Consider the following 21505-nt stretch of genomic DNA (forward strand, 5'->3'; position numbering starts at 1 on the left):
GCACGTGCGCATTTTGACCCGATTCACCGTCCACGTTCGAGGAGCAAGCATGCGTTCCCGCTTACGTAAGGGCGTGCTCGGCGCCATCACCGCCGCCGCCGTGGCCCTGTCGCCTCTGGCCATCGCCTCCCCCGCCGGCGCCCAAGGACACGGGCACGGGCCCGGACACGGACCCGGTCCCGGACAGGGGCACGGGCCCAAGGACGCCGTGGACAAGCTGGTCAAGGCGGTCTCCGGCAAGAACGTCAAGAAGCACCTGAAGGCGTTCCAGGCCATCGCCTCCGCGAACGACAACACCCGTGTCTCGGGGACGCGCGGGTTCGACGCCTCCCGCGACTACGTGGCCGGCAAGCTGCGCCACGCCGGGTACGACGTGACGATCCAGCCCTTCGAGTTCACCTTCGACGGCTACATCACGCCGCCCGTGCTGCAGAAGACCGACGGGACGCCCAAGTCGTACACGTACGGGTTCTTCAGCGACTACGTCGCGATGGTGGACTCCCCCGCCGGCGGCGTCACCGGCACCGTCCAGAACGTGGACCTCGTGCTGCCGCCGGGTGAGCCGAACTCCTCGACCTCGGGCTGCGAGGCCGCCGACTTCGCCGGGTTCACGGCCGGAAACATCGCGCTCATGCAGCGCGGCACCTGCAACTTCCGCGTCAAGGTGGACAACGCCATGGCCGCCGGCGCCTCCGGCGCCATCGTCTTCAACGAGGGGCAGGAGGGCCGTACGGAGGTCGACCTCAACCCGACGCTGGGCGGGCCCGGCGTGACGATCCCGTCGTTCTTCGCCAGCTTCGCCGTCGGCCAGGAGCTGGCCGCGGCCGGCAGCACGGTCAAGATGAACTGGGATCCGATCGTGGAGGCCAGGACCACCTACAACGTGATCGCGCAGAGCAGGAAGGGCGACCCGGACAACGTCGTCATGCTCGGCGCGCACCTGGACAGCGTCCAGGAGGGCCCCGGCATCAACGACAACGGCTCGGGCAGCGCCGGCACCCTGGAGGTCGCGCTGCAGATGGCCAAGATCAAGCCGAAGAACCAGCTGCGCTTCGCCTTCTGGGGCGCCGAGGAGTTCGGCCTGCTCGGCTCGCAGCACTACGTGGACACGCTGACGCCGGAGCAGCGGGACAAGATCACGCTGTACCTGAACTTCGACATGATCGGCTCGCCCAACTACACGTTCGGCATCTACGACGGCGACGGTGACGCCTTCGGCACCGCCGGGCCGCCCGGATCCGACGTGATCGAGGAGGACTTCGAGAAGTTCTTCGCCAAGCGCGGGCAGCCCTTCACGGCGACGGCGTTCACCGGGCGCTCCGACTACGGGCCGTTCATCGCGGTCGGCATCCCGTCGGGCGGCCTGTTCACCGGCGCCGAGGTGCGCAAGACCGAGGAGGAGGCGGCGATCTTCGGCGGCACGGCCGGCATCCCGCTCGACCCCTGCTACCACAGCTCCTGCGACACGATCAAGAACATCAACGACAAGGCGCTGGACGTGAACTCCGACGCCATCGCGACCCTCGCGGGCCGGTACGCCTTCGACACCGGCACCATCGGCACCACCCCGCCGGCGCCGGCGGCCCGGAGCGGTGCCGCCGAGGCGCACACCCACGGGCCCGCGGTCTCCGCGAGCTGAATCCCCGGCCGCCCCGCGCCTCCTCCCGGAGAGGCGCGGGGCGGCCCCATGAGCGGGGCTGTCCAGGGGCGGGCTGTTTCAGGGGCGGGCTGTTCAGGGGCGGGGCTGGTGGCCGAAACGGACCGGTTTCGGGCCGCGGAGCCGTACCTCCGGGTCGGGCATCGCCTGCTCGCGCCCCGCCCGCGCCACGGCCGGCTCGACGACCGGCTCGGCCTCGCCGGCCGCCACGATCCGCCGCACCAGCCGCTCCCGCAGCCCGGCGGCGACCTCGGCGTGCGAGCCGTACCCCGCCAGGTTGACCAGCTCGTACGGATCGTGCTCCAGGTCGTAGAGCGCCTGCTCCCGGTAGCGATCGGCGGCTGGGACGTCCCACGGGTCGGCGCCCTCGGCGACGGCGTAGTACTTCCACCGCGAGGTGCGGATGCCGCGCCCCACCTCCGACTCGCTCACCTGGAAGAAGACCTCCTCGGGCCAGTCGGCGCGGGAGTCGCGCACCAGCGGCAGGAACGAGCGGCCCTGCATCTCCGCCGGCACGTCCAGCCCGGCGGCGTCCAGCAGCGTCGGCGGCAGGTCGAGGGTGCTGACCGGCCGGCCGATCGCGCCGCCGCCGTCGAAGCCGGGCCCGCGCAGCGCCAGCGGCACCCGCAGGGAGGCGTCGTGGCAGGAGCGCTTGTACTCGCCGTTGCGGGTCTTGAAGTGGTTGCCGTGGTCGGAGGTGTAGGCCACGATCGTGTCGTCCAGCAGGTCCATGCTGCGCAGCGCGTCCAGCAGCCGGCCGAGCCCCTCGTCCAGGCGTTTGACCTGGCCCAGGTAGCCGCCCATGTGCCGGTGCGCGGTCCCGCCGAGCGCGGCCAGGTCCGGCGGCATCCAGCGGCCCTGGTGGCGCTCCTCGTAGCCGTCGGGGGCCGGGTAGTCGTCCGTCTCGTTCTGGTGGTGCGGCTCCAGCAGCGACAGGAAGAGGTAGAACGGCTCGCCGGCGTGGTCGGCGACGAACCGCACGGCCGCGTCCATCAGCGCGTCGGAGCGGTAGCCGGGCAGCAGGACGGGCTCGTTCGCCTCGTCGTAGACGATCGTCCGGTAGGCGTCGGAGGTGTGCTCGAGGGCGTTGGCGCCCAGCCACGACCGGTAGCCGCCGCGCCGCTCCTCGGGGACCGGCTCGGTGCCGGCCAGGTGCCACTTGCCGATGTAGCCGGTGGCGTAGCCGGCCGCGCCGAAGTGGTGCGCCAGCGTGCGCTCCTCCGGCGGCAGCACGCGGCCGTTGCGGTGCACACCGGTCGTGGTCGGATAGCGGCCCGTCTGCAGGGCGGCGCGGGCGGGCGCGCACACCGGCTGCGGGGTGATCGCCACCGTGGCCTGCGTGCCGTGCCTGGCCATCCGGTCGAGGTTCGGGGTGAAGGGACCGACGGTGTCCCACCGCTGCTGGTCGGTGAAGACGACGATCACGTTCGGGCGCAAGATGCTGGAACTCCTTATTTGAGGCCGGTCAGGGCGATGCCGCGGACGAAGTAGCGCTGGGTCAGGACGAACAGGACGGCGGTGGGGACGAAGAGGATCATCGAGCCGGCCGCCGTCAGGTGCCACAGCGTGAAGTACTCCTGGTTGAACAGGGTGAGCCCGACCGGAATGGTGCGCATCTCGGGCGTGCTGGTGGCGACCAGCGGCCAGAGGAACTCGTTCCACTGGAAGACGAACGTGAACAGCCCGAGCACGGCCAGCGCCGGCCGCGTCTGCGGCAGGATGACGCTGCGGTAGATCCGCAGCTCGGAGGCGCCGTCGATGCGGGCCGCGCTGATCAGGTCGTCGGGGATGGGCTGGATGAACTGCCGCATGAGGAAGATACCGAACGCGTCCATGAGGAACGGCGTGATCAGCCCCTGGTACGTGTCGAGCCACCCCAGGTTGGCCATCAGCACGTACAGCGGGATCATCCGCACGAAGAACGGCACCATCAGCGTGGCCAGCAACGCCACGAACAGCGTGTTGCGCAGCGGGAAGCGGAACTTGGCGAAGACGTACCCGACGAGCGGGTCGAACAGCAGGTGCGCCAGCGTGATGCAGCCGGCCACGACGAGGCTGTTGACGATGAAGTCGCCGAACGGCGCCCGCGCGAACAGCTCGGCGTAGTTGCCCCACTGCGGCGCGTCCGGCCACAGGACGGCGTCTGCCGCCAGCGTCTCGGCCTCCGTCTGCAGCGACAGCGAGACCATGTAGAGCAGCGGCAGGACCGTGACCAGGCAGGCCAGGCCGAGCAGGGTGTAGAGCAGCGGCCTGCGCATCAGTACGTGACCTCCCCGCGCCGCCCCGCCCTGAGCTGGACCAGGGTGAAGGCCACGATCACGATCAGCAGCAGCACCGACTGCGCCGAGGAGTAGCCGAAGTCCCTGGTACGGAAGGCGACGTTGAAGATGTGGAAGACCGACAGGTCGGTGGCGTCGCCAGGCCCGCCGCCGGTGATGATGTACGCCTGCCCGAACGCCTGCAGCCCCGAGATGACCGCCATCACCGACACGAACAGCGTGGTCGGGGCGAGCAGCGGCAGCGTGATCCGCCAGAAGCGGCGCCAGGCGTCGGCCCCGTCGATCTTGGCGGCCTCGTGGTAGGTCTCCGGGATGCCCTGCAGCCCGGCCAGGAACAGCACCATCGTGTAGCCGACGCTCTGCCAGAGGGTGACGGCGGCGATCGTGAGCAGCGGCGCGGTGTTGAGCCAGGTCTGTCCCGGCAGGCCCATCGCGCCCAGCACTCGGTTCAGCACGCCGAGTTCGGGGTCGAGGATGTTGCGCCACAGCAGGCCCACGATGGCCACGGAGGTCAGGTACGGCACCAGCAGCAGCACCCGGAACAGCACCCGGCCCCTGAGCGGCTGGTCGATCGCCATGGCCAGGGCCAGCCCGATGACGATCGACCCGGCCACCACCATCACGGCGAACCCGGCCGTGACCAGGAACGAGTGCCGGACGGCCGGATCGGACAGGGCCTGGCCGTAGTTGTCCAGGCCGGCCCACTGGTCGGCCATCGGGCCCGTGCGGAAGCCGGTGGCGACCACGTTGCCGATCGGCAGGTAGAAGAAGGCGGCGAAGAACAGGATCGCGGGCAGCAGGAACAGGTACGCGGTCCTGGCGTACCGGCCCTGCAGCGTGCGCGGCCGGACCACGGCGAGGCCACGCGGCGGGCGGGGCCGGTGCGCGGCAGGGCCACGGGACGTGGAGGACCGGTGCGCGGCAGGGGCGGGCGGCGTGCGGGGCCTCACTTCAGGTAGCTCTCGGCGCTCGCGGCGAACCTGCGCAGCGTCTCTTCCGCCGGCTGGTTCTGGATCAGCACCTGCTGGTACATGACCTTCAGCTCCTCCTCCCACTTGCCCAGCTTTCCGGTCAGGCGTACCTGCTGGGAGGAGTCCTTGGCGTCGGGGAGCGCGTCGGCGAAGACCTTGAGCGCCGCGTCCGAGCGCACCTCGGGCAGCTCGGCCCAGGAGACGCGCGGCATGAGCATGCCGGTCTCCTTGGTGGCGGCCCGTTCGACGTCGAGGGCGGTGACGCGCTTGATGAAGTCCCACGACAGGTCGGGCCTGGCCGCCTTGGCCGGCACGAACATGCTGACCCCGGCCGCCTGCGTGGCCGCGACCTTGTGCTTGAGCGGCGGCGCGACGCCCAGGTCGATGTCCGGGCTGGTCTTCCTGATCGGCTCCAGGTCCCAGGGGCCGGTGAGGATCATCGCGGCGCGCCCGGCGGAGAACAGCTTCTGCGGGCCCGAGTAGTCGGTGCCGGACACCGGCACCGGGGCGACCTTGTGCTTGTGCACGAGGTCGGCCTGGAACTGGAGCGCGGCGACCGCGTCCGCGATCGGGGTCATCACCTTGCCGGTCTCCGGGTCGTACGGGGTGACGCCGGCCTGCACCATCCACGGCCACAGGTAGGTGTAGTCCTGGTTGAGCGCCACGCCGTGGACGCCGTCCCCGGTCAGCTTCTTGGCGGCGTCGAGGAACTCCTCCCAGGTGGTGGGCACCCGCACGCCCGCGTCGCGGAGCATGGCCTGGTTGTAGAGCAGTGTGTTGCAGGTCAGGTGCAGCTGCACCCCGTACACCTTGCCCTGGTAGGAGTTGCGCTCGACCGTCACCGGCTGCCAGTCGGAGGGGAAGCCCATCGCCTCGCCGTCGCGGTCGACGTAGTCCTGCAGCGAGCGGGCGTTGCCGGAGATCGCGAACTCCTGCACCCATCCGCCGGGCTCCTCCACCAGGTCGGGAACGGTCCCGGAGGCGAAGTCGGCCAGCAGTCTGGTCCGCAGGTCGGGCCACTGGTACTTCTGCAGGTTGACCTTGACCTTGTTGGCCTGCTCGAACTCGGCGATCACCTTGCGGTAGGCCTGGTAGTCGTGGCCGGCGTTCCAGTAGACGGTGAAGGTGCCGGGGGCGGCGCTCTGCGTGGTGGGCGCTCCAGCGCAGGACGCCAGCACCGGAACGGCGGCGGCCGCCCCGGCCAGACGGAACAGGTCACGGCGTGAGGGGTGGGAGGGCATCTCGGATTTCCCTTCTAGGACGAGCCCCGCCGGATGAAGGTCCACGAACGGACGATCTCGCGGGCGGGCGGCGGCTCCTCGGCCTGGAGGCGGTCGAAGAGCAGGCGTACGACGTCGGTGTAGTCGTGCCGGAGCGGGCCGACGGTGCTGAGCGGCGGATTGCTGATGAGACCCTCGTCGATGTTGCCCGCGCCGACGATCGCGACGTCCCCCGGCACGCTCAGCCCGAGGTCCCTGGCCGCCCAGATGGCGCTGATCGCGGCCCGGTCGGAGGCGGCGAAGATCGCGTCGGGCCGGTCGGGCGAGCTCAGCAGCTCGGTCGCCGTCTGGTACGCCGAGACGCGGTCGTCCGCGCCCCCGGTGACGATCCGCTCCTCGACGCCGTGCCGGTCGAGGGCCGTGGTGTAGCCGAGCAGCCGCCCCGCGGGCCGATCCCGGTAGACCTCGTGCCGGTGCGCCATGAACGCGACCCGCCGGCGCCCGCTGTCCAGCAGGTGCCCGACCGCCTCCGCGGTCGCCTCGGTCTCGGGCGTGCGGACGACGTCGCAGCCCGCGAGCCCGCTCTCGTTGCTCATCACCACCAGCGGCAGCCCCGTGCCGGCCAGGCCGGCGAGCAGGTCGCGGGTGAGGTGGTCGCCGCCGAGGTTGACCAGGGCGCCGTCGGCGATGCCGCCGCGCAGCACCTCGACCGCGGACTTCGCGCGGGCCTCGGAGTAGACGGACAGCGACACCACGGAGTAACCCCGCGCGTCGGCCATCTCGTGCAGGTCGGTGGCCAGCCGCTCGTCGCTCGGCACGCCGCCGAACGAGCTGAGCACCAGGCAGACCCGCTGGGTGCGGCGCTTGCGCAGGCTCCTGGCGGCCTGGTCGGGGGTGTAGCCGAGCTGTCTGGCGGCGTCGAGCACCCGCTGCCTGGTCTCGGCGGCGACCGGACGGTTCTTGCCGCTGAGCACGTAGGAGACGGTCGCCACTGACACGTTCGCCAGTTCGGCCACTTGTCGCGCTGTTGGTCTCATGTTAGTCGAATAACCTAGCATTCCCTACAGGACATTAGGGTAATTCCGGAGGCCGGATCTCGGTGGACAGGTCAGCCTGGGGAGAGGGCTCACCCCTCGGCTTACGAGCGATGTGAATCGATTAACACCGTATGCCGCGCCCTGCGCCCGGATCAAGAGCCGATTCCGGATGGGCGTCACCCGCTCGGGACGGAGCCGGCTCGCGTGCCGCTGGAGCGTGGCGCGCGGATTTCTTGATCACTCTCGGTTACCTTGCCAGGTGGATGGGGGGATCTGTTGTGAATGGTTCGGCACGCGCGCGGGGTCCGGTTTCTCGCAGGTTGTTCGTCACCGGCATGTTCGCCGCCCTGGGCGCCACCCCGGCCGCCGCTCGGGCGGCCACCGGGGGCGCTGGGGGCGCTGGGGGCGCTGAGGGCACCGGGCTCGCCGGGAGCGCCGGAGGAGCGGGCAGGATGGCGCGGCCCGCGCGCGGGGTGACGTTGCGGGCGCGTCCCGCGTCGGTCTCGCTGGGGCGGCGTACCGTCTCCACCTGGGCCTACGGGGAGTCGCTGCCCGGGCCGCGCATCGAGGCCACCGCCGGCGGCATCGTCCGGGCTAGGCTCGTCAACGACCTGCCCGCGCCGACCACCGTGCACTGGCACGGCATCAGGATCGACCCCCGGATGGACGGCGCCCCCGGCTACACCCAGCAGGCGACCCGGCCCGGCGGCACGTTCGACTACGTCTTCGAGGTCCCCGATCCGGGCACGTACTTCTACCATTCGCACGTCGGCATGCAGAACGACCGCGGCCTGTACGGGCCGCTGATCGTCGAGGACCCGCGCGAGCCGCTCGGGTACGACGAGGAGTTCACGGTCGTGCTCGACGACTGGCTCGACGGGATCTCGGGCACGCCCGACGACGCGCTGGCCCGGCTGAACGCCAGCACCGAGCACGACGACACCCTGCGCAGTGACCTGCTGGGCGGGGTCGTGGGCGAGCTGGTCCATCCGTACCACCTGGTCAACGGCCGCACGCCGGACGCGCCCGCGGTGTTCACCAGCCGTCCGGGGCGGCTGGTCCGGTTCCGGGTGATCAACGCGGCGGCGGACACGCCGTTCCGGGTGGCGCTGGGCGGGCACCGCATCGCCATCACGCACACCGACGGCTTCCCGTGCCGGCCGGTCACGGTGGACACGTTCCTCATCGGCATGGGCGAGCGGTACGACTTCCTCGTCCGGCTGGGGCCGGGGGCGTTCCCGCTGGTGGCGGAGGCGGAGGGCAAGCGGGCGCGGGCGTTCGCCGTCGTCCGTACGACGAAGATCGCCGCCACCCCGAACAGGAACGTCCGGCTGCCCGAGTTGGACGGGCGCATCCTCACCTACGCCGACCTGGAGGCCCGCGGCTCCGACGAGCTTCCGCGCCCGGCCAGGCGGGTGACGGTGACGCTCGGCATGCGGCCGTCGGGCAACGAGTGGACGATGAACGACCGGCTCGCGAACGACCCGATGCGGCTGCGCGTCGAGCGGGGCGAGACGATCAGGATCGTCCTGGACAACCAGTCGCCGATGTGGCATCCGATGCACCTGCACGGCCACACCTTCCAGTTGCGCGGCACGGGGTGGGGCGGGCCGCGCAAGGACACCGTGAACATCAAGCCGCGCGAGCGCCTCAACATCGACGTGAAAGCCGACAATCCCGGCGAATGGATGTTCCACTGCCACAACCTCTACCACCAGGAACAGGGCATGATGGGCACCTTCGGCTACGGCCCGCCCCCGGCCGGCGTCGGCCACGGCGGCCACGGCGGTCACGGCGGCCAGGACGCTCGCGGCGGTCGCGGCCGCGATTCCGGCCACGCCGGTCACGGCGGCGACGGCGGTCGCGGCGCGAGCCGTCCCGACAAATCGGCCGAGCGGGCCGACTCCCGCCGCCACCGGCGCAAGCCCAAGCGCTGAGCCGGCACGACCCGCCGCACCGGCGGCGATCCCGTAGTGCTGCCGCGACCCGCCACACTGCCGTGCCCGGCCGCGCCGTCCATGGACGGGGCCGTTCCGGCGAGTTACGCTCCGCTGGCGACCTGTCGGGGGACAAACCGACACCGATGGGGGGCCATCATGACGTACACCCTGATCCGCGGCAGCTTCGTGATCCGGTATCCGGACCGGCCGCGTCAGGGCCCCGAGCCCGACGGCGACACCGTCAAGTTCAAGCCTGACACGCCCGCCCTGGTCGAGGCGCTGCCCCGGCGCTCCGGCCGGCCGGCGGCGATCACCGCGCGCGGCGTCTCCGCGCGGCTGGAGGCGATCGACGCCCTGGAGACCCACTTCGCGGAGACCCACCAGGAGAAGGACGGCGCCTACGCGGCCCGCGACGAGCTGCTGCGGCTGCTCGGCTTCACGAACGTGACCTTCTGGGAGGACCTGCCCAACCGGGTGCGCTCGGCCGATCAGGACTCCCTGCGCGGCCACGTGCTCTCCAACGGCATCGACGGCAACGGCCGCATGATCGCGTTCTGCTACGCCGGTGACCGTCCGGACCCGGACGGGACCACCGTGTTCGTGGACGGGCCGATGGCCGATCGTTCCGTGAACGCGCAACTGCTGGCCGCCGGGCTCGCCTACCCGGCGTTCTACGCCACGTTGCCCGCGGACCTGCGGGCGCATCTGGCGGAGGCGTCGCAGGCGGCCCGGCGCAAGGGCTCAGGGCTGTGGCCCCGCTCGGACGCCGACCCGGACGGTGCGGCCACCGTGCGGGATCTGGCCGAGCTGGAACGGCTGGCGATGTGGCCGAAGCTGTTCCGGCGGATCGTGCCGTACCTGGCGGCGGGGTTCGCGGACTTCGACGGCTTCGACGCCTGGCTGCGCGCGGATCCGGTCAACCGGGACGACGAGCTGTTCCTGATCCCGAAGCTGGAACGGGGCAACCTGCACGACGTCGTCATCGGGGCGGGGGCCGGGATCCAGCTCACGATGTGGCCGGAGGACTTCATCATCAGCCCGGACCCGCCCGCCCCCGGCGCACCCGTCACCCCACCACCGGACGCACTCCCCTGACGGGAGGCTACCGGGTTGATCCGGCGCGGTCCCCGTCGGAGACTGGGCGTTCCGACAGCCGAACGAAGGAGACCGTATGTTCTCGCTCGTGCCGCGCTCGCTGTTCAGGCTCGCGACCGGAGCGGCGGCAGGCTACCTGTTCGCGCTCCGGCCCTGGCAGCTGCGCTGGGGCGCCGACGAACGCGAGGTCCACGCGGAGATGCCCGGCGACGACCTGGCCGGCCGCGCGCAGTACCAGGCCACCCGCGCGATCACGGTGGCGGCTCCGCCGGCCGGCGTCTGGCCCTGGCTGATCGAGCTCGGCGGCAACCGCCCCGGCGCCGCGACCGACCGGCCCGCCTCCGCCCCCTCGGCCGGCGCCCCCGGGGAGGAGCCCGCCGGGCAGGGGCTCAAGGTCGGCGACGTGCTGCTCGGCCGGAACGACGGCAGCGCGTTCATCGTGGAGCGGATCGACCCCCCGCACACGCTCGTCCTGGCCATGCGCGGCGCCGACGCCACCACCACCTGCTCCGTCTCCCTGCGCGAGGTGGACGGCGGGACCCGGTTGATCTTCCGCACGCGCGTCCGCGCCGAGCCGAACGTGCGCGGCACCACCTACCTCGCGACCACGGACCTCGGCGACTTCCTCACCACCCGCCGCCGGCTCCTGACCATCAAGGAGCGCGCCGAGTCCACCCACCCGTAGCCGCGCGTCGGCCGGACCGCCCCGCTGAAAGCCCGCGGGCGCTCCGGCCGCCGAGTCACTTGACGCGGCCGTTGACTCCACGGTCGACGGCGCTTATTGACGGGGGCGCCTCCGCGAGCTTACGGTTCCGGCGATCGGCGAAATGTATCGTCACGAGCCCGAAATTTTCGGAGGCGCCATGTTACGAGGACTCGTCGCCATCTCGCTGCTCGGCCTCCCCGCCGTGCATCCCACGCCCCCCGCCGGCCCGCCCGCCATCACCGTGAACGAGCGCGTCCGGCACCAGGAGATCGACGGCTTCGGCATCTCCCAGGCCTTCCGCCGCAACGAACTGCTCGCCGCCCTGTCTCCGGCCCAGCAGCGGGAGGTCCTCGACCTGTGGTTCGACCGCCGGAAGGGGGCCGGTCTGAGCATCCTGCGGCTCGGCATCGGCTCCTCCCCCGCCGGCAGCCCGTACGACCACATGGTGTCGATCCAGCCCGAGAACCCCGGCGGCCCCGACGCCCCGCCGAAGTACGTGTGGGACGGCGACGACAACAGCCAGGTCTGGGTGGCCAAGGAGGCCAAGCGGTACGGCGTCGAACGCTTCTTCGCCGACGCCTGGAGCGCCCCCGGCTACATGAAGGACAACGGCGACGACAAGAACGGCGGCACCCTGCTGCCCGAGTGGCGGCGCGCGTACGCGAACTACCTGGTCGCCTACACGAAGTTCTACCGCCGTGAGGGCATCAGGATCACCGACCTGGGGTTCACGAACGAGCCCGACTGGACGGCCACGTACGCCTCGATGCGCTTCACCCCCGAGCAGGCCGCCGACTTCGTCAAGGTGCTCGGCCCGATCGCCAAGGACGTCAAGCTGGCCTGCTGCGACTCCTTCGGCTGGACCGAGGCGAAGGGGTACACGGCGGCGATCGAGGCCGACCCCGAGGCCCGCCGCTGGGTCAAGACGCACACGGGCCACACCTACGCCAGCCCGGTGGACGGCCCGCTGCCGACGGCCAGGAAGACGTGGATGTCGGAGTGGAACCCCAACGGCGACACCTGGAACGAGAACTGGGACGACGGCAGCGGCTACGACGGCCTCACCATCGCCCAGGCCGTGCACGACGCGCTCACGCTGGGCCAGGTCAGCGCGTACGTCTACTGGCTGGGCGGCTCGCGGGGGGCGACCAGGGCGCTGCTGCAACTCGACGACGCGGCCAAGCAGTACCACGTGTCGAAACGGCTGTGGGCGCTGGCCGGCTACAGCCGGTTCATCCGTCCGGGCGCGGTGCGACTGGAGGCGTCGGCGGCCGATCCGGCGGTGAAAGTTTCAGCCTTCAAGAACCGTGACGGCTCCCGCGTGGTGGTGGCGCTCAACACCGGCACCGCTCCCGTCGCGTGGCAGGGCGTGCGCGGCCGGGCGGCGGCGTACGTGACCGACGAGACCCGTTCGCTCACGCCCGCCCCGATCAAGGGCCGCACGGTGACGCTGCCACCGCGGGCCCTGACCACGATCGTCATGAGCTGACGGGTTCGAGCCCGCCGAGGTCCGCGCGGGCCACGCGGACGTCCGCCCGACCGGCCGCGGGGGAAGAGCTCAGCCCTTGCTGCCGGTGTGGGCGACGCCCTGGATGAACTGCCGCTGCAGGAACACGAAGACGGCGATCACGGGCAGCGAGGCGATCAGCGAGCCGGCCATCAGCACGGGATAGTCGGTCTGGTACTGCCCCTGCAGCGCCGCCAGCCCCGCCGACAGCGTCATCTTCTCCGGATCGGTGTTGACCACCAGCGGCCAGAACAGGTCGTTCCACGCCCACAGCAGGGTCAGGATGCCCAGCGCGATCAGCCCGGGCCGGGCCAGCGGCAGCATGACCGACCAGTAGATGCGCACGGGGCCGGCCCCGTCGAGCCGGGCCGCCTCCTCGATCTCGCGCGGCAGGGCGAGGAAGAACTGCCGCAGCAGGAACACCCCGAACGCGCTGAACAGGCCGGGCACGATGATCGCCTGGAGGCTGTTGAGCCAGCCGAGCGAGGACATGATCTGGTACTGCGGGATCACGAACAGCTGCGGCGGCACCATGAGCACCGACAGGAAGACGCCGAACAGCAGGTCCCGGCCGGGGAAGCGCAGGCGGGCGAAGGCGTAGGCGGCCATCGAGCAGAACAGCACCTGCCCGGTCACCCGGCCCGCGGCCATGATCACGGTGTTGAGGAACTGCTCGCCGAACGGCAGCAGGTCGAAGACCTTGGCGTAGTTGTCCCAGCGTCCCTCGGGCAGGAACGTCGGCGGCACCGCGGTGGCGCTGCTGAGCGTCTTGAGCGAGGTGATGATCTGCCAGACGAACGGCGCCACCATCAGCAGCGACGAGACGGCGAGGATGGCGTGCACGCCCAGCGGGCGGCGCTCAGACATAGTGCACCCACTTGCGCTGGAGGCGGAACTGCGCGACCGTCAGCGCCGCGATGAGCACGAGCAGCGCGATCACGATGGCGGCGGCGTAACCGCGGTCGTTGGTGACGAACGCCCGCTCGTAGAAGAGCTGGACGACGGTCTGCAGCCGCGAGTACGCCGGGTTGGCCCGCGCCGACTGGCCGGACCCGGTCATCACGAAGACCAGGTCGAACAGCTGCAGCGAGCCGATCACCGACACGATCGAGATGAAGAACGCGGTCGGCGACAACATCGGCAGCGTGATCCTGAAGAACTGGCGGACGCGGCCGGCGCCGTCCATGGAGGCGGCCTCGTACAGCTCCTTGGGGATGCCCTGCATGCCGGCCAGGAAGATGATCAGGTTGTAGCCGACGCTGCTCCAGATGCCGACCACGACCAGGGCGTACATGGCGGTGGCCGGGTCGGCGATCCAGTTGGGCCCGTCGATGCCGGCGATCGAGAGCACCTGGTTGACCAGGCCGTAGTCGCCGTTGTAGAGCCAGCGCCAGAGCATCGCGACCGCGACCGGCATGGTCACCACCGGCAGGAAGAACGCCGTGCGGTACACGCTCACCCCGCGCATCCCCTGCCGGTTCATCAGCGCGGCGAACACGATGGCGACGGGGATCCCGATCAGGCCGAGCGCGGTGTACATGAGCGTGTTGAGCATCGCCCGGCCGACCTCGGGGTCGGCGATCAGCCGCGTGTAGTTCTCCAGGCCGACCCAGGTGTGCCCGCCGAACGCGCCCCATTCGGTGAAGGAGAAGTAGGCGGTCTGCAGGACGGGCCACAGGTAGAAGACGGCCAGGCCGAGGCCGGTGGGGGCGATGAACGCGTACCCCCACAGGGCCTCGGTGCGCGGCCCGCGCCGCTTCGCCGCGTGGGCGGCTCCCGCGGACGAGCGCGGGGGCCGCGTTCCGGCGGTGGTGGTCACGTCACTCCTTGGCCAGCAGGTCGTTCATGCCGGCCGCGAGGTCCGCGGCGGCCTTCTCGACCGGCACCTCGCCGGTCCACGCCTTGGTGAGGTGGGTGAGCTCGGCCTCCTGCCAGGCGGCGGTGTTCTTGGACACCGGGTACGGCACCGCGTACGCGACGGAGTCGAGGAACGTCTGCAGCTTCCACTCGGGATGGGCGGCCACCCAGTCGGTCTGGGTGCCGTTGTAGGCGGGGATCGGGCCCTTCTTGCCGAGGATGTCGGCGGCCGGCTTGGAGCCGAGGAACTTGACCAGCTCCAGCGCCTCGGCCGGGTGCTCGGTCTTGGCCGACACCACGTTGGCCACGCCGTGGATGATCGTGGCCTGCTTCTCGCCCTTGGGCAGCGGGGCGACGTCGACCTTGTCCTTGGTGTAGTCGTTCTTGCCGAACTCGGCCACGTTCCAGGACCCGCCCCAGTACATCGCCAGCTTGCCGGCCTCGAAGAGCTGCAGCGGGGCGGTGTCGGTCATGGTCTTGAGGTCGGGCGACTGCTTGGCGGCGATGAGGTCGGTCCAGAACTTCAGGCCCTGGATCGTCTTCGGGTCGTCGTAGCCGGACTTCTTGCCGTCGGGCGAGATCACGTGGCCGCCGGCCTGGTAGATCGTGTTGTACTGGTATTCCTGGAAGCTGGTCAGCTCGGCCCCGACGGCGTAGACGCCCTTGTCCGGGTCGGTGAGCTTGGCGGCGCTCTCCTTGAAGTCGGCCCAGGTCCAGTCGTCGGCCGGATACTTCACCTTGGCCTGGTCGAAGAGCGTCTTGTTGTACCAGACGCCGACGGTGTCCATGTCCTTGGGCAGGCCGTACAGCTTGCCCTCGTAGGTGTAGAGGTCCACCAGCGCCTTGGGGTAGACCGAGGTGTCGACCTGCTCCTCGATCGGCTTGATCACGCCGTTGGAGGCGTAGAGCTGGAAGTTGGGGCCGTTCATCCAGAAGACGTCGGGCGCGGCGCCGCCGGTGACGGCGGCCTTCATCTTCGTCCAGTAGTCGGCCCACGGCGTGAGCTGGACGTTGACGGTGACGTCCGGGTGCGTCTTGGTGAACTCCGCGGCCAGTTCCTGCATGACCGCCTGCTGGGTGGCGTCCCAGACGCCGTAGGACAGCGTCACCTTCTCTCCGGGCTGCGCGTCCGTGCCGCCGGCCTGCTCACCGCCGCCGCAGGCGGAGGCGAGCAGCGCCGCGCAGAGGAGGGCCGCACCGCTCCGTGCCGACTTCCACATCTCCCAGTCCTCTCCTAGAACGTGGGAGTAATCATGGAGTCCAGTGAAATACTTGGCAAGAGTGAGCGTGTTACAGATGGCTCACGAGCGGGCTGCGGCCGTCGAGCACCCGGTCTTCGACGTCGTCCAGCGCGAGCCGTACGGCGCCGAGCACCACGGCCTCGTCGCCCAGCGCCGACATGCGCACCTCGGGGGTGCGGATGCACCAGCGGTCCAGCTCCCGCCTGAGCGGCTCGATGAGCACGTCGGCCGAGCGCGAGTAGCCGCCGCCGACCACGACCATCTGCGGATCCAGCGTCAGGACCAGCGCGGACGCCCCGAGCGCGAGGTCCTTGACGTAGCGGCGCACGGCCGCGACCGCCGTCTTGTCGCCCTCCCGAGCGGCGGCGAACACGTCGCCCGCCTCGCCGCTGGCGGCCACCAGGTGCTCCTGGGCGCGGATCCAGCCGAGCACCGGCAGCGCCCCGATCTCGCCCGAGGCGTTGGCGAAGCCCCTGTGGAGCTTGCCGTCGATGATCAGGCCGGCTCCGGTCCGCAGCCCGGCCAGCAGGAACACCAGGTCCTTGGCGTAGCGGGCCACCCCCCGCCAGCACTCGGCCAGGGCGGCCAGCTTGCCGTCGTTCTCCACCAGCACCGGGGCGGGGACCATCCGGCGGACGTGGGCGGCCAGGTCGACGCCGGTCCACTCGGGCAGCGCCTCCGACAGCAGCACCCGGCCGGCGCCGTCCACCAGGCCGGTGGTGCCGACGCCCGAGGCCCACACGTCGCCGCCGGTCAGCCCGGCGCCCTCCAGGCACTCCGCGACCGCCCGGTCCACCGCCGCCAGGCGTTCGAGCCGGCCCATCTCGGGCGTCACGGCGACCCACGCGCCGTGCTGCACCTCGCCGTCGAGGTCGGCGACCACCGCACGGATCTTGTGCCCGCCGATGTCGACGCCGAGCACCCGGCCCGCCTCGGACCTGAACCGGTAACGCCTGGCCGGGCGGCCCACCCCGCCGGCCGTGGCGCCCGCCTCGGCGACCCAGCCCTTCTGCAGCAGCTCGCGCACCACGTCCTCGGCCGACGCGCGTGACAGCCCCGTGCTCTTGGCCACCTCGGTCAGCGTGAGCGACGAGCCGCCCTGCAACACCTTGATCACGGCCTGCGCGTTGAGCTGCCGCAGCCTGGACAGGTCGCCGCCGGTCACATCCCCGGCCATCGGCCCCCCTTGCTGTCAGCATTCCAGAACCGAATAATGATGCTCTCCATGATATTTCTTCGGGGGGAAGGTTCCATGACTGAGGTGACTCTAGCCGTCGTCGGCGGCGGCCTGCGAGGGCTGACGTACGCGCGCCGGGCGCACGCGACGGGAGCCGGGCGGGTGGTCGCCGTGGCGGAGCCCGATCCCGGGCGGCGGGCGGCGTTCGCGGCCGAGTTCGGGATCGCGCCCGAGCGGGTCCACGAGGACTGGAAGGATCTGGCGGCGGCCGGCCGGCTGGCGGACGCGGCCGTCATCGCCACGCAGGACCGGCTGCACACCGACCCCGCCGTGACGCTGGCCGACCTCGGTTATCACATCCTCCTGGAGAAGCCGATGGCCACGGAGGAGCACGAGGCGGCCGCCATCGCCGCGGCGGCCGTGCGCAACGGCATCATGCTGGCGGTCTGCCACGTGCTGCGGTACACGCCGTACACGCGGGTGGTGAAGGAACTGCTGGACGAAGGCCGGATCGGCCGGCTGGTCAGCGTGCAGCACCTGGAGCCGGTCGGCTGGTGGCACCAGGCGCACTCGTTCGTCCGCGGGCACTGGCGGCGCGAGGACACCTCGGCGCCGATGCTGCTGGCCAAGGCCTGCCACGACGTGGACTGGCTGGTGCACCTGTTCGGCCGCCCGCCGGCCCGGGTGTCGTCGTTCGGCTCCCTGTCGCACTTCCGCGCCGAGGAGCGGCCCGCCGCCGCGGCCGACCGGTGCCTCGACTGCCCGCTGGAGCCGTCGTGCCCGTACTCGGCGCCGCGGCTCTACCTGGGCTGCCTCGGCGATCCCGAGAGCGAGTTCTGGCCGCTCGGGGCCGTCACGCCGGGGCGCACCGAGGCCGACGTGCTGGAGGCGCTGCGCACCGGGCCGTACGGGCGCTGCGTGTACGCCTGCGACAACGACGTGGTCGACCACCAGGAGGTGGTGATGGAGTTCGACGACGGCGGGACCTGCTCGTTCACGATGAGCGCGTTCACCCCGATGGAGCACCGCCGCACCCGCCTGTTCGGCACCCACGGCTACATCGAGGGCGACGGCGGCACACTGCGGGTGGTGGACTTCCGCACCGGCGCGGAGGAGGTCATGACGGTGGACGAGGCGGGCGGCCCGTCGGCGGCCGACGGCCACGGGGGCGGCGACGAGGGGCTCACCGACGCCTTCCTCGCCGCCGTCGCCTCGGGTGACGCCACGCTGCTGCGCTCGGACGCCGAGCAGAGCCTGATGACGCACCGCGTCGTCTGGGCCGCCGAACGCGCCCGCCTCAGCGGCACGGTGGTCACCCTGTGACCGGCGCTATCCCCACACCTCCTGGGCGGTCTCGACGATCAGGCGCAGCTTGGCGAACTGCTCCTCCGAGGTGAGCTCGTTGCCCTCCAGCGTCGAGGAGAACCCGCACTGCGGCGACAGGCAGAGCTGGTCGAGGTCGACGAACTTGGCCGCCTCGTCGATCCGCCGCTTGAGCGTGTCCTTCGACTCCAGTTCGCCGCGCTTGGTCGTGACCAGGCCGAGCACGACCATCTTGCCGGGCGGCACGTACCGCAGCGGCTCGAAGCCGCCCGAGCGCTCGTCGTCGAACTCCAGGAAGAACCCGTCCACGTTCAGCTCGCCGAACAGCGCCTCGGCCACGAAGTCGTAGCCGCCGGCGGCAGCCCAGGAGGAGCGGAAGTTGCCCCGGCACATGTGCGTCGTGATCGTCATGCCGGCCGGCTTGGCGGCCAGGGCCGCGTTGATCTGCTTGATGTAGCGCAGGTGCATGTGGTCGGCGTCGTCGCCGCGCTCGCTCAGCTCCGCGCGCTGCGCCGGGTCGTTCAGGTAGGCCAGGCTCGTGTCGTCGAACTGCAGGTACGTGCAGCCCAGCGCGCCGATCCTGCGCACCTGCTCGGCGTAGGCGGCGCTCAGGTCCCGCCAGAACTCCTCCACGTCGGGGTAGACGCCGGGGTCGATGGAGGCGGGACCGCCGCGGTAGTGCACCATGCTCGGCGACGGGATGGTCAGCTTGGGCGTCACCCCCGGCTCCACCGTGTCGCGCAGGAACGCGAAGTCGTCGGCGAAGATCGGCTCGTTCAGCCGGATCCGGTCGTGCACCCGCAGGGCGGCCGGGGTGAACTCGATGTCGCCCTGCTCGTTGTGGAAGCGGACCGTGATCTGCTCGTCGGCGGCCTGGCCGATGCCGCCCAGCTGGTAGATGAAGTCCATGTGCCAGGAGGCCCGGCGGAACTCTCCGTCGGTGGCGCTCTGCAGGCCGGCCTCACGCTGGCCGCGGACGACCGCCCTGATCGCCTCGTCCTCCGCCTCGCGCAGCGCCTCGCCGGTGAGGGTCTGCCGGGCGCGCAGCAGCTCCGGCGGGCGGAGCAGGCTGCCGACGTGGTCGGCGCGGAAGGGCGGTGAGGTACGCATGGGCGATCATCCTCCGTAGAGCTCTCTCAGCGGGGCCTTGAGCAACTTGCCCGCTGCGTTCTTAGGCAGTTCAGCCACGAATTCAACATATTTCGGGATCTTGTAGCGGGCCAGGCGGCCGTCCAGGTGTTTCAGCAACTCCTCCGGCGCGGCCGTGGCGCCGGGGCGCGGCACCACCAGGGCCTTGCCCACCTCGCCCCACTTCTGGTCGGGCACCCCGATCACCGCGCACTCGGCCACCGCCGCGTGCTCGTACAGGGCGCCCTCCACCTCGGCGGGGTAGACGTTCTCGCCGCCGGAGATGATCACGTCCTTGATCCGGTCGGAGATGCGCACGTAGCCGTCCTCGTCGGCGACGCCGACGTCGCCGGAGCGGAACCAGCCGTCGGCGGACAGCACCTCGGCGCTCGCCTCCGGCCGCCGCCAGTAGCCGGGCATCACGTTGGGGCCCTGGACGTAGAGCTCGCCCGGCTCGCCGGGCGCCGCGGGCGAGCCGTCGGGGGCGACCAGGCGGACGTCGGAGAAGAAGTGCGGCACGCCGGCCGTGCCGGCCTTGTCGACGGAGCGCTCGGCGCCCAGGAAGAGCGCGCCGGGCGCGGCCTCCGTCATGCCGTATCCCTGCAGGAACATCAGCCCGCGCTCCTGGTAGGTCCTGATCAGCGGCTCGGGCACGGGCGCGCCCCCGCACAGCAGGTGCCGCAGGCTCGACAGGTCGGCCTTGTCCCAGCGCGGCGAGTGGGTGAGGAAGCCGAACATCGACGGCACCCCGAACATCACCGTCACCCGTTCCGACTCGATCAGGTCGAACGTGCGCTCCACGTCGAACGACGGCTCCAGGATGACCCGCCCGCCCTTGAGCACGCTCGGCACCAGCGTCTGGGCCAGCGCCGCGATGTGGAACAGCGGCGCGCTGATCAGCACCACCTCGTCGTGCGCCAGCGGCACGTCCACGAGCAGGTTGACGGTGTTCCAGGTGAGGTTGCCGTGGGTGAGCATGGCGCCCTTGGGATGGCCCGTGGTGCCCGAGGTGTACATGATCAGGCACACGTCGTCGAGGCCCACGGGCTCGTCGATGGGCTCGGGCGACCCCGACGCCAGCAGCGCCTCGTAGCCGGCGGCGGGCAGGTGCCGTCCCGGTAAGCCCGCTCCGTCGCGTTCCGCGCCGAGCACGAGGACCGCCGGCTCGGCGTCCGTCAGGACGTAACGCAGCTCGGGCAGGGCCAGGCGGGTGTTGAGCGGCACGAACACGGCCCCCAGCAGCCCCGCCGCGAAGAACGTCTCCACCGCCGAGGGCTGGTTGACGCCGAGGAAGGCGACGCGGTCGCCGCGCCGCACGCCATGGCTCACGGCCAGCGCCGAGGCCAGCCGGTTCACGCGTTCGCACAGCTCGCGGTAAGTGTGATCGCGCCCCCGGTACGACAGCGCGACCCGCTCCGGCGTCATGCGGGCCCTGCGCGCGGGCCACGACCCCATCCCCTGATTCCGCATCGGCACTCCTCCGCGCTCAAGCCCTCAAGTTAGGCCACTATGCGATCGCTGTCACCGTTCTGCCCAAGTTTCATCGGGCACGGTGTCCAGGAGCTCCGCCACGAGCCGCGCCGCCTCGGGCCGGAACCGCTCGTGCAGCGTGTGGCACACCCGCTGCGCCTTCTCGGCCGGCCAGTCGTGCGGCAGGTGCCGCAGGGGCAGCCGCGGATCGCTCCTGATGATCTGCAGCCAGTCGGTGAGCAGCGTCAGCGACCTGGCCAGGTCGTCGGGGGCGTCCGGCGCCGGATCGGCCTGGTCCCAGCGGCGCAGGAAGGCGCGGTAGCGGGCGCCCAGATCGGCCAGGTCGTAGGCGTCGGCGACCAGGGCCTGCATGTCCGTCGGGGGGCGCGGCTCGGCGGAGAAGACGCGCACGTTCGCGCCGAGGTCCTCGATCACGCCGGCCGCGTCCACCTCGCCGGGGGCGATCCACAGCCCGTTCTGCAGCGGGCCGAACCCGGCCCAGACCAGCCGGGCGCGCAACTCGTGCCGCTGCCGCTGCCAGGACTCGGGCAGCGAGAAGCCGATCAGGGTCCACCGGTCCTCGTCGGCGTCGTTGACCACGCCGCTGTGCCAGATGCGCCGCTCGCCGTCGCTGAGCACTTCCGCGCTGGTCGGGGTGAGGCCGAAGTACATGCGCCGGCCCGACCGCTGCCGGCGCAGCAGGCCGCGCCGCACCATCCGGGTCAGCGTCGAGCGGGTGGCCTCCTCCGAGATCCCCACCCTGGCGAACGCCTCGATGAAACTGCCCGACGAGACACAGACCCCGCGGCCGTATACGTGGTCCCCGAGGAAGGTCAGAATCACCGACTGAGGCCTCATAACAGCTTGTCTCCCGAAATTCGGCACTCTATTGACAGC

Annotated in this window: 18 protein-coding genes; 6 read left to right on the plus strand and 12 right to left on the minus strand. The window is 71.2% G+C overall.

Annotated features, from left to right (window positions below):
* The first annotated feature begins 49 nt into the window (after window positions 1-49).
* Window positions 50-1639: a M28 family metallopeptidase gene (locus tag OIE67_RS33715; RefSeq protein WP_326628095.1), complete on the plus strand. Its 1590-nt coding sequence runs from the start codon at window positions 50-52 to the stop codon at window positions 1637-1639.
* Between the two features lie 93 nt (window positions 1640-1732).
* Here the strand turns inward: OIE67_RS33715 and OIE67_RS33720 are convergent, their stop codons facing one another.
* The 5 genes from OIE67_RS33720 to OIE67_RS33740 form a co-directional block, all read right to left on the minus strand.
* Window positions 1733-3094, minus strand: coding sequence for a sulfatase-like hydrolase/transferase (locus OIE67_RS33720; protein WP_326628097.1), 1362 nt, complete (start codon window positions 3092-3094; stop codon window positions 1733-1735).
* A gap of 14 nt (window positions 3095-3108) precedes the next feature.
* The gene (locus OIE67_RS33725; protein ID WP_326628100.1) at window positions 3109-3915 is read right to left on the minus strand and encodes a carbohydrate ABC transporter permease; all 807 of its coding nucleotides are present in this window, start codon (window positions 3913-3915) and stop codon (window positions 3109-3111) included.
* A complete protein-coding gene (locus OIE67_RS33730; protein WP_326628102.1) occupies window positions 3915-4790 on the minus strand; it encodes a carbohydrate ABC transporter permease in 876 nt (291 codons plus the stop codon). Before OIE67_RS33730 ends, OIE67_RS33725 begins: the two co-directional genes overlap by 1 nt.
* Before the next feature lie 92 nt (window positions 4791-4882).
* Window positions 4883-6148: an ABC transporter substrate-binding protein gene (locus OIE67_RS33735; protein ID WP_326628104.1), complete on the minus strand. Its 1266-nt coding sequence runs from the start codon at window positions 6146-6148 to the stop codon at window positions 4883-4885.
* 14 nt (window positions 6149-6162) lie between these two features.
* A complete protein-coding gene (locus tag OIE67_RS33740; RefSeq protein ID WP_326628106.1) occupies window positions 6163-7185 on the minus strand; it encodes a LacI family DNA-binding transcriptional regulator in 1023 nt (340 codons plus the stop codon).
* A 431-nt stretch (window positions 7186-7616) separates the two neighbouring features.
* On the opposite strand from OIE67_RS33740, the gene OIE67_RS33745 reads away from it, so the two are divergent.
* The 4 genes from OIE67_RS33745 (at window position 7617) to OIE67_RS33760 (ending at window position 12394) form a co-directional block, all read left to right on the plus strand.
* Window positions 7617-9101 (plus strand): multicopper oxidase family protein, encoded by a 1485-nt coding sequence (locus tag OIE67_RS33745; protein WP_326628108.1) that lies wholly within the window; start codon window positions 7617-7619, stop codon window positions 9099-9101.
* Between the two features lie 159 nt (window positions 9102-9260).
* Complete coding sequence (locus tag OIE67_RS33750; RefSeq protein ID WP_326628110.1) at window positions 9261-10199, plus strand: thermonuclease family protein; 939 nt, start codon at window positions 9261-9263, stop codon at window positions 10197-10199.
* A 76-nt stretch (window positions 10200-10275) separates the two neighbouring features.
* Window positions 10276-10884 (plus strand): hypothetical protein, encoded by a 609-nt coding sequence (locus tag OIE67_RS33755; protein WP_326628112.1) that lies wholly within the window; start codon window positions 10276-10278, stop codon window positions 10882-10884.
* Window positions 10885-11062: 178 nt separating this feature from the next.
* Window positions 11063-12394, plus strand: coding sequence for a glycoside hydrolase family 30 protein (locus tag OIE67_RS33760; RefSeq protein WP_326628114.1), 1332 nt, complete (start codon window positions 11063-11065; stop codon window positions 12392-12394).
* 69 nt (window positions 12395-12463) lie between these two features.
* Here the strand turns inward: OIE67_RS33760 and OIE67_RS33765 are convergent, their stop codons facing one another.
* The 4 genes from OIE67_RS33765 to OIE67_RS33780 all read right to left on the minus strand — a co-directional run bounded on the left by OIE67_RS33765 (window position 12464) and on the right by OIE67_RS33780 (window position 16687).
* Entirely contained in the window at window positions 12464-13279 is an 816-nt protein-coding gene (locus OIE67_RS33765) for a carbohydrate ABC transporter permease (RefSeq protein WP_326628116.1), read from the minus strand.
* Window positions 13272-14231: a carbohydrate ABC transporter permease gene (locus OIE67_RS33770; protein ID WP_326628118.1), complete on the minus strand. Its 960-nt coding sequence runs from the start codon at window positions 14229-14231 to the stop codon at window positions 13272-13274. The genes OIE67_RS33765 and OIE67_RS33770 overlap by 8 nt, the downstream gene beginning before the upstream one ends.
* 1 nt (window position 14232) lies before the next feature.
* Window positions 14233-15489 carry an ABC transporter substrate-binding protein gene (locus tag OIE67_RS33775; protein WP_326628120.1) on the minus strand — a complete coding sequence of 419 codons (1257 nt, stop codon included), beginning with the start codon at window positions 15487-15489 and terminating at the stop codon, window positions 14233-14235.
* A 70-nt stretch (window positions 15490-15559) separates the two neighbouring features.
* Window positions 15560-16687 (minus strand): ROK family transcriptional regulator, encoded by a 1128-nt coding sequence (locus OIE67_RS33780; protein ID WP_326628122.1) that lies wholly within the window; start codon window positions 16685-16687, stop codon window positions 15560-15562.
* 75 nt (window positions 16688-16762) lie between these two features.
* On the opposite strand from OIE67_RS33780, the gene OIE67_RS33785 reads away from it, so the two are divergent.
* Window positions 16763-18010 carry a Gfo/Idh/MocA family protein gene (locus OIE67_RS33785; RefSeq protein WP_326628124.1) on the plus strand — a complete coding sequence of 416 codons (1248 nt, stop codon included), beginning with the start codon at window positions 16763-16765 and terminating at the stop codon, window positions 18008-18010.
* Between the two features lie 6 nt (window positions 18011-18016).
* On the opposite strand, the gene OIE67_RS33790 is transcribed toward OIE67_RS33785, so the two are convergent.
* The 3 genes from OIE67_RS33790 to OIE67_RS33800 are packed head-to-tail and all read right to left on the minus strand — an operon-like array spanning window position 18017 to window position 21451.
* Entirely contained in the window at window positions 18017-19120 is a 1104-nt protein-coding gene (locus tag OIE67_RS33790; protein WP_106235753.1) for a 5-methyltetrahydropteroyltriglutamate--homocysteine S-methyltransferase, read from the minus strand.
* Window positions 19121-19126: 6 nt separating this feature from the next.
* Window positions 19127-20608 carry an acyl-CoA synthetase gene (locus tag OIE67_RS33795; protein WP_326628130.1) on the minus strand — a complete coding sequence of 494 codons (1482 nt, stop codon included), beginning with the start codon at window positions 20606-20608 and terminating at the stop codon, window positions 19127-19129.
* A gap of 51 nt (window positions 20609-20659) precedes the next feature.
* Entirely contained in the window at window positions 20660-21451 is a 792-nt protein-coding gene (locus tag OIE67_RS33800) for a PaaX family transcriptional regulator (protein ID WP_326628132.1), read from the minus strand.
* Between the last annotated feature and the right edge of the window lie 54 nt (window positions 21452-21505).

Origin of the sequence: Nonomuraea fuscirosea (genome assembly GCF_035917475.1) — a bacterium.
GTDB classification, from domain to species: domain Bacteria; phylum Actinomycetota; class Actinomycetes; order Streptosporangiales; family Streptosporangiaceae; genus Nonomuraea; species Nonomuraea fuscirosea.

Excerpts from the sequence above, each read along its gene's own strand:
- OIE67_RS33760 (WP_326628114.1), top strand. The coding sequence starts at position 11,063 with ATGTTACGAGGACTCGTCGCCATCTCGCTGCTCGGCCTCCCCGCCGTG.
- OIE67_RS33775 (WP_326628120.1), bottom strand. The coding sequence starts at position 15,489 with ATGTGGAAGTCGGCACGGAGCGGTGCGGCCCTCCTCTGCGCGGCGCTG.
- OIE67_RS33715 (WP_326628095.1), top strand. The coding sequence starts at position 50 with ATGCGTTCCCGCTTACGTAAGGGCGTGCTCGGCGCCATCACCGCCGCC.
- OIE67_RS33755 (WP_326628112.1), top strand. The coding sequence starts at position 10,276 with ATGTTCTCGCTCGTGCCGCGCTCGCTGTTCAGGCTCGCGACCGGAGCG.
- OIE67_RS33725 (WP_326628100.1), bottom strand. The coding sequence starts at position 3,915 with ATGCGCAGGCCGCTGCTCTACACCCTGCTCGGCCTGGCCTGCCTGGTC.
- OIE67_RS33735 (WP_326628104.1), bottom strand. The coding sequence starts at position 6,148 with ATGCCCTCCCACCCCTCACGCCGTGACCTGTTCCGTCTGGCCGGGGCG.
- OIE67_RS33745 (WP_326628108.1), top strand. The coding sequence starts at position 7,617 with ATGGCGCGGCCCGCGCGCGGGGTGACGTTGCGGGCGCGTCCCGCGTCG.
- OIE67_RS33740 (WP_326628106.1), bottom strand. The coding sequence starts at position 7,185 with ATGCTAGGTTATTCGACTAACATGAGACCAACAGCGCGACAAGTGGCC.
- OIE67_RS33795 (WP_326628130.1), bottom strand. The coding sequence starts at position 20,608 with ATGCGGAATCAGGGGATGGGGTCGTGGCCCGCGCGCAGGGCCCGCATG.
- OIE67_RS33785 (WP_326628124.1), top strand. The coding sequence starts at position 16,763 with ATGACTGAGGTGACTCTAGCCGTCGTCGGCGGCGGCCTGCGAGGGCTG.
- OIE67_RS33765 (WP_326628116.1), bottom strand. The coding sequence starts at position 13,279 with ATGTCTGAGCGCCGCCCGCTGGGCGTGCACGCCATCCTCGCCGTCTCG.
- OIE67_RS33750 (WP_326628110.1), top strand. The coding sequence starts at position 9,261 with ATGACGTACACCCTGATCCGCGGCAGCTTCGTGATCCGGTATCCGGAC.
- OIE67_RS33790 (WP_106235753.1), bottom strand. The coding sequence starts at position 19,120 with ATGCGTACCTCACCGCCCTTCCGCGCCGACCACGTCGGCAGCCTGCTC.
- OIE67_RS33780 (WP_326628122.1), bottom strand. The coding sequence starts at position 16,687 with ATGGCCGGGGATGTGACCGGCGGCGACCTGTCCAGGCTGCGGCAGCTC.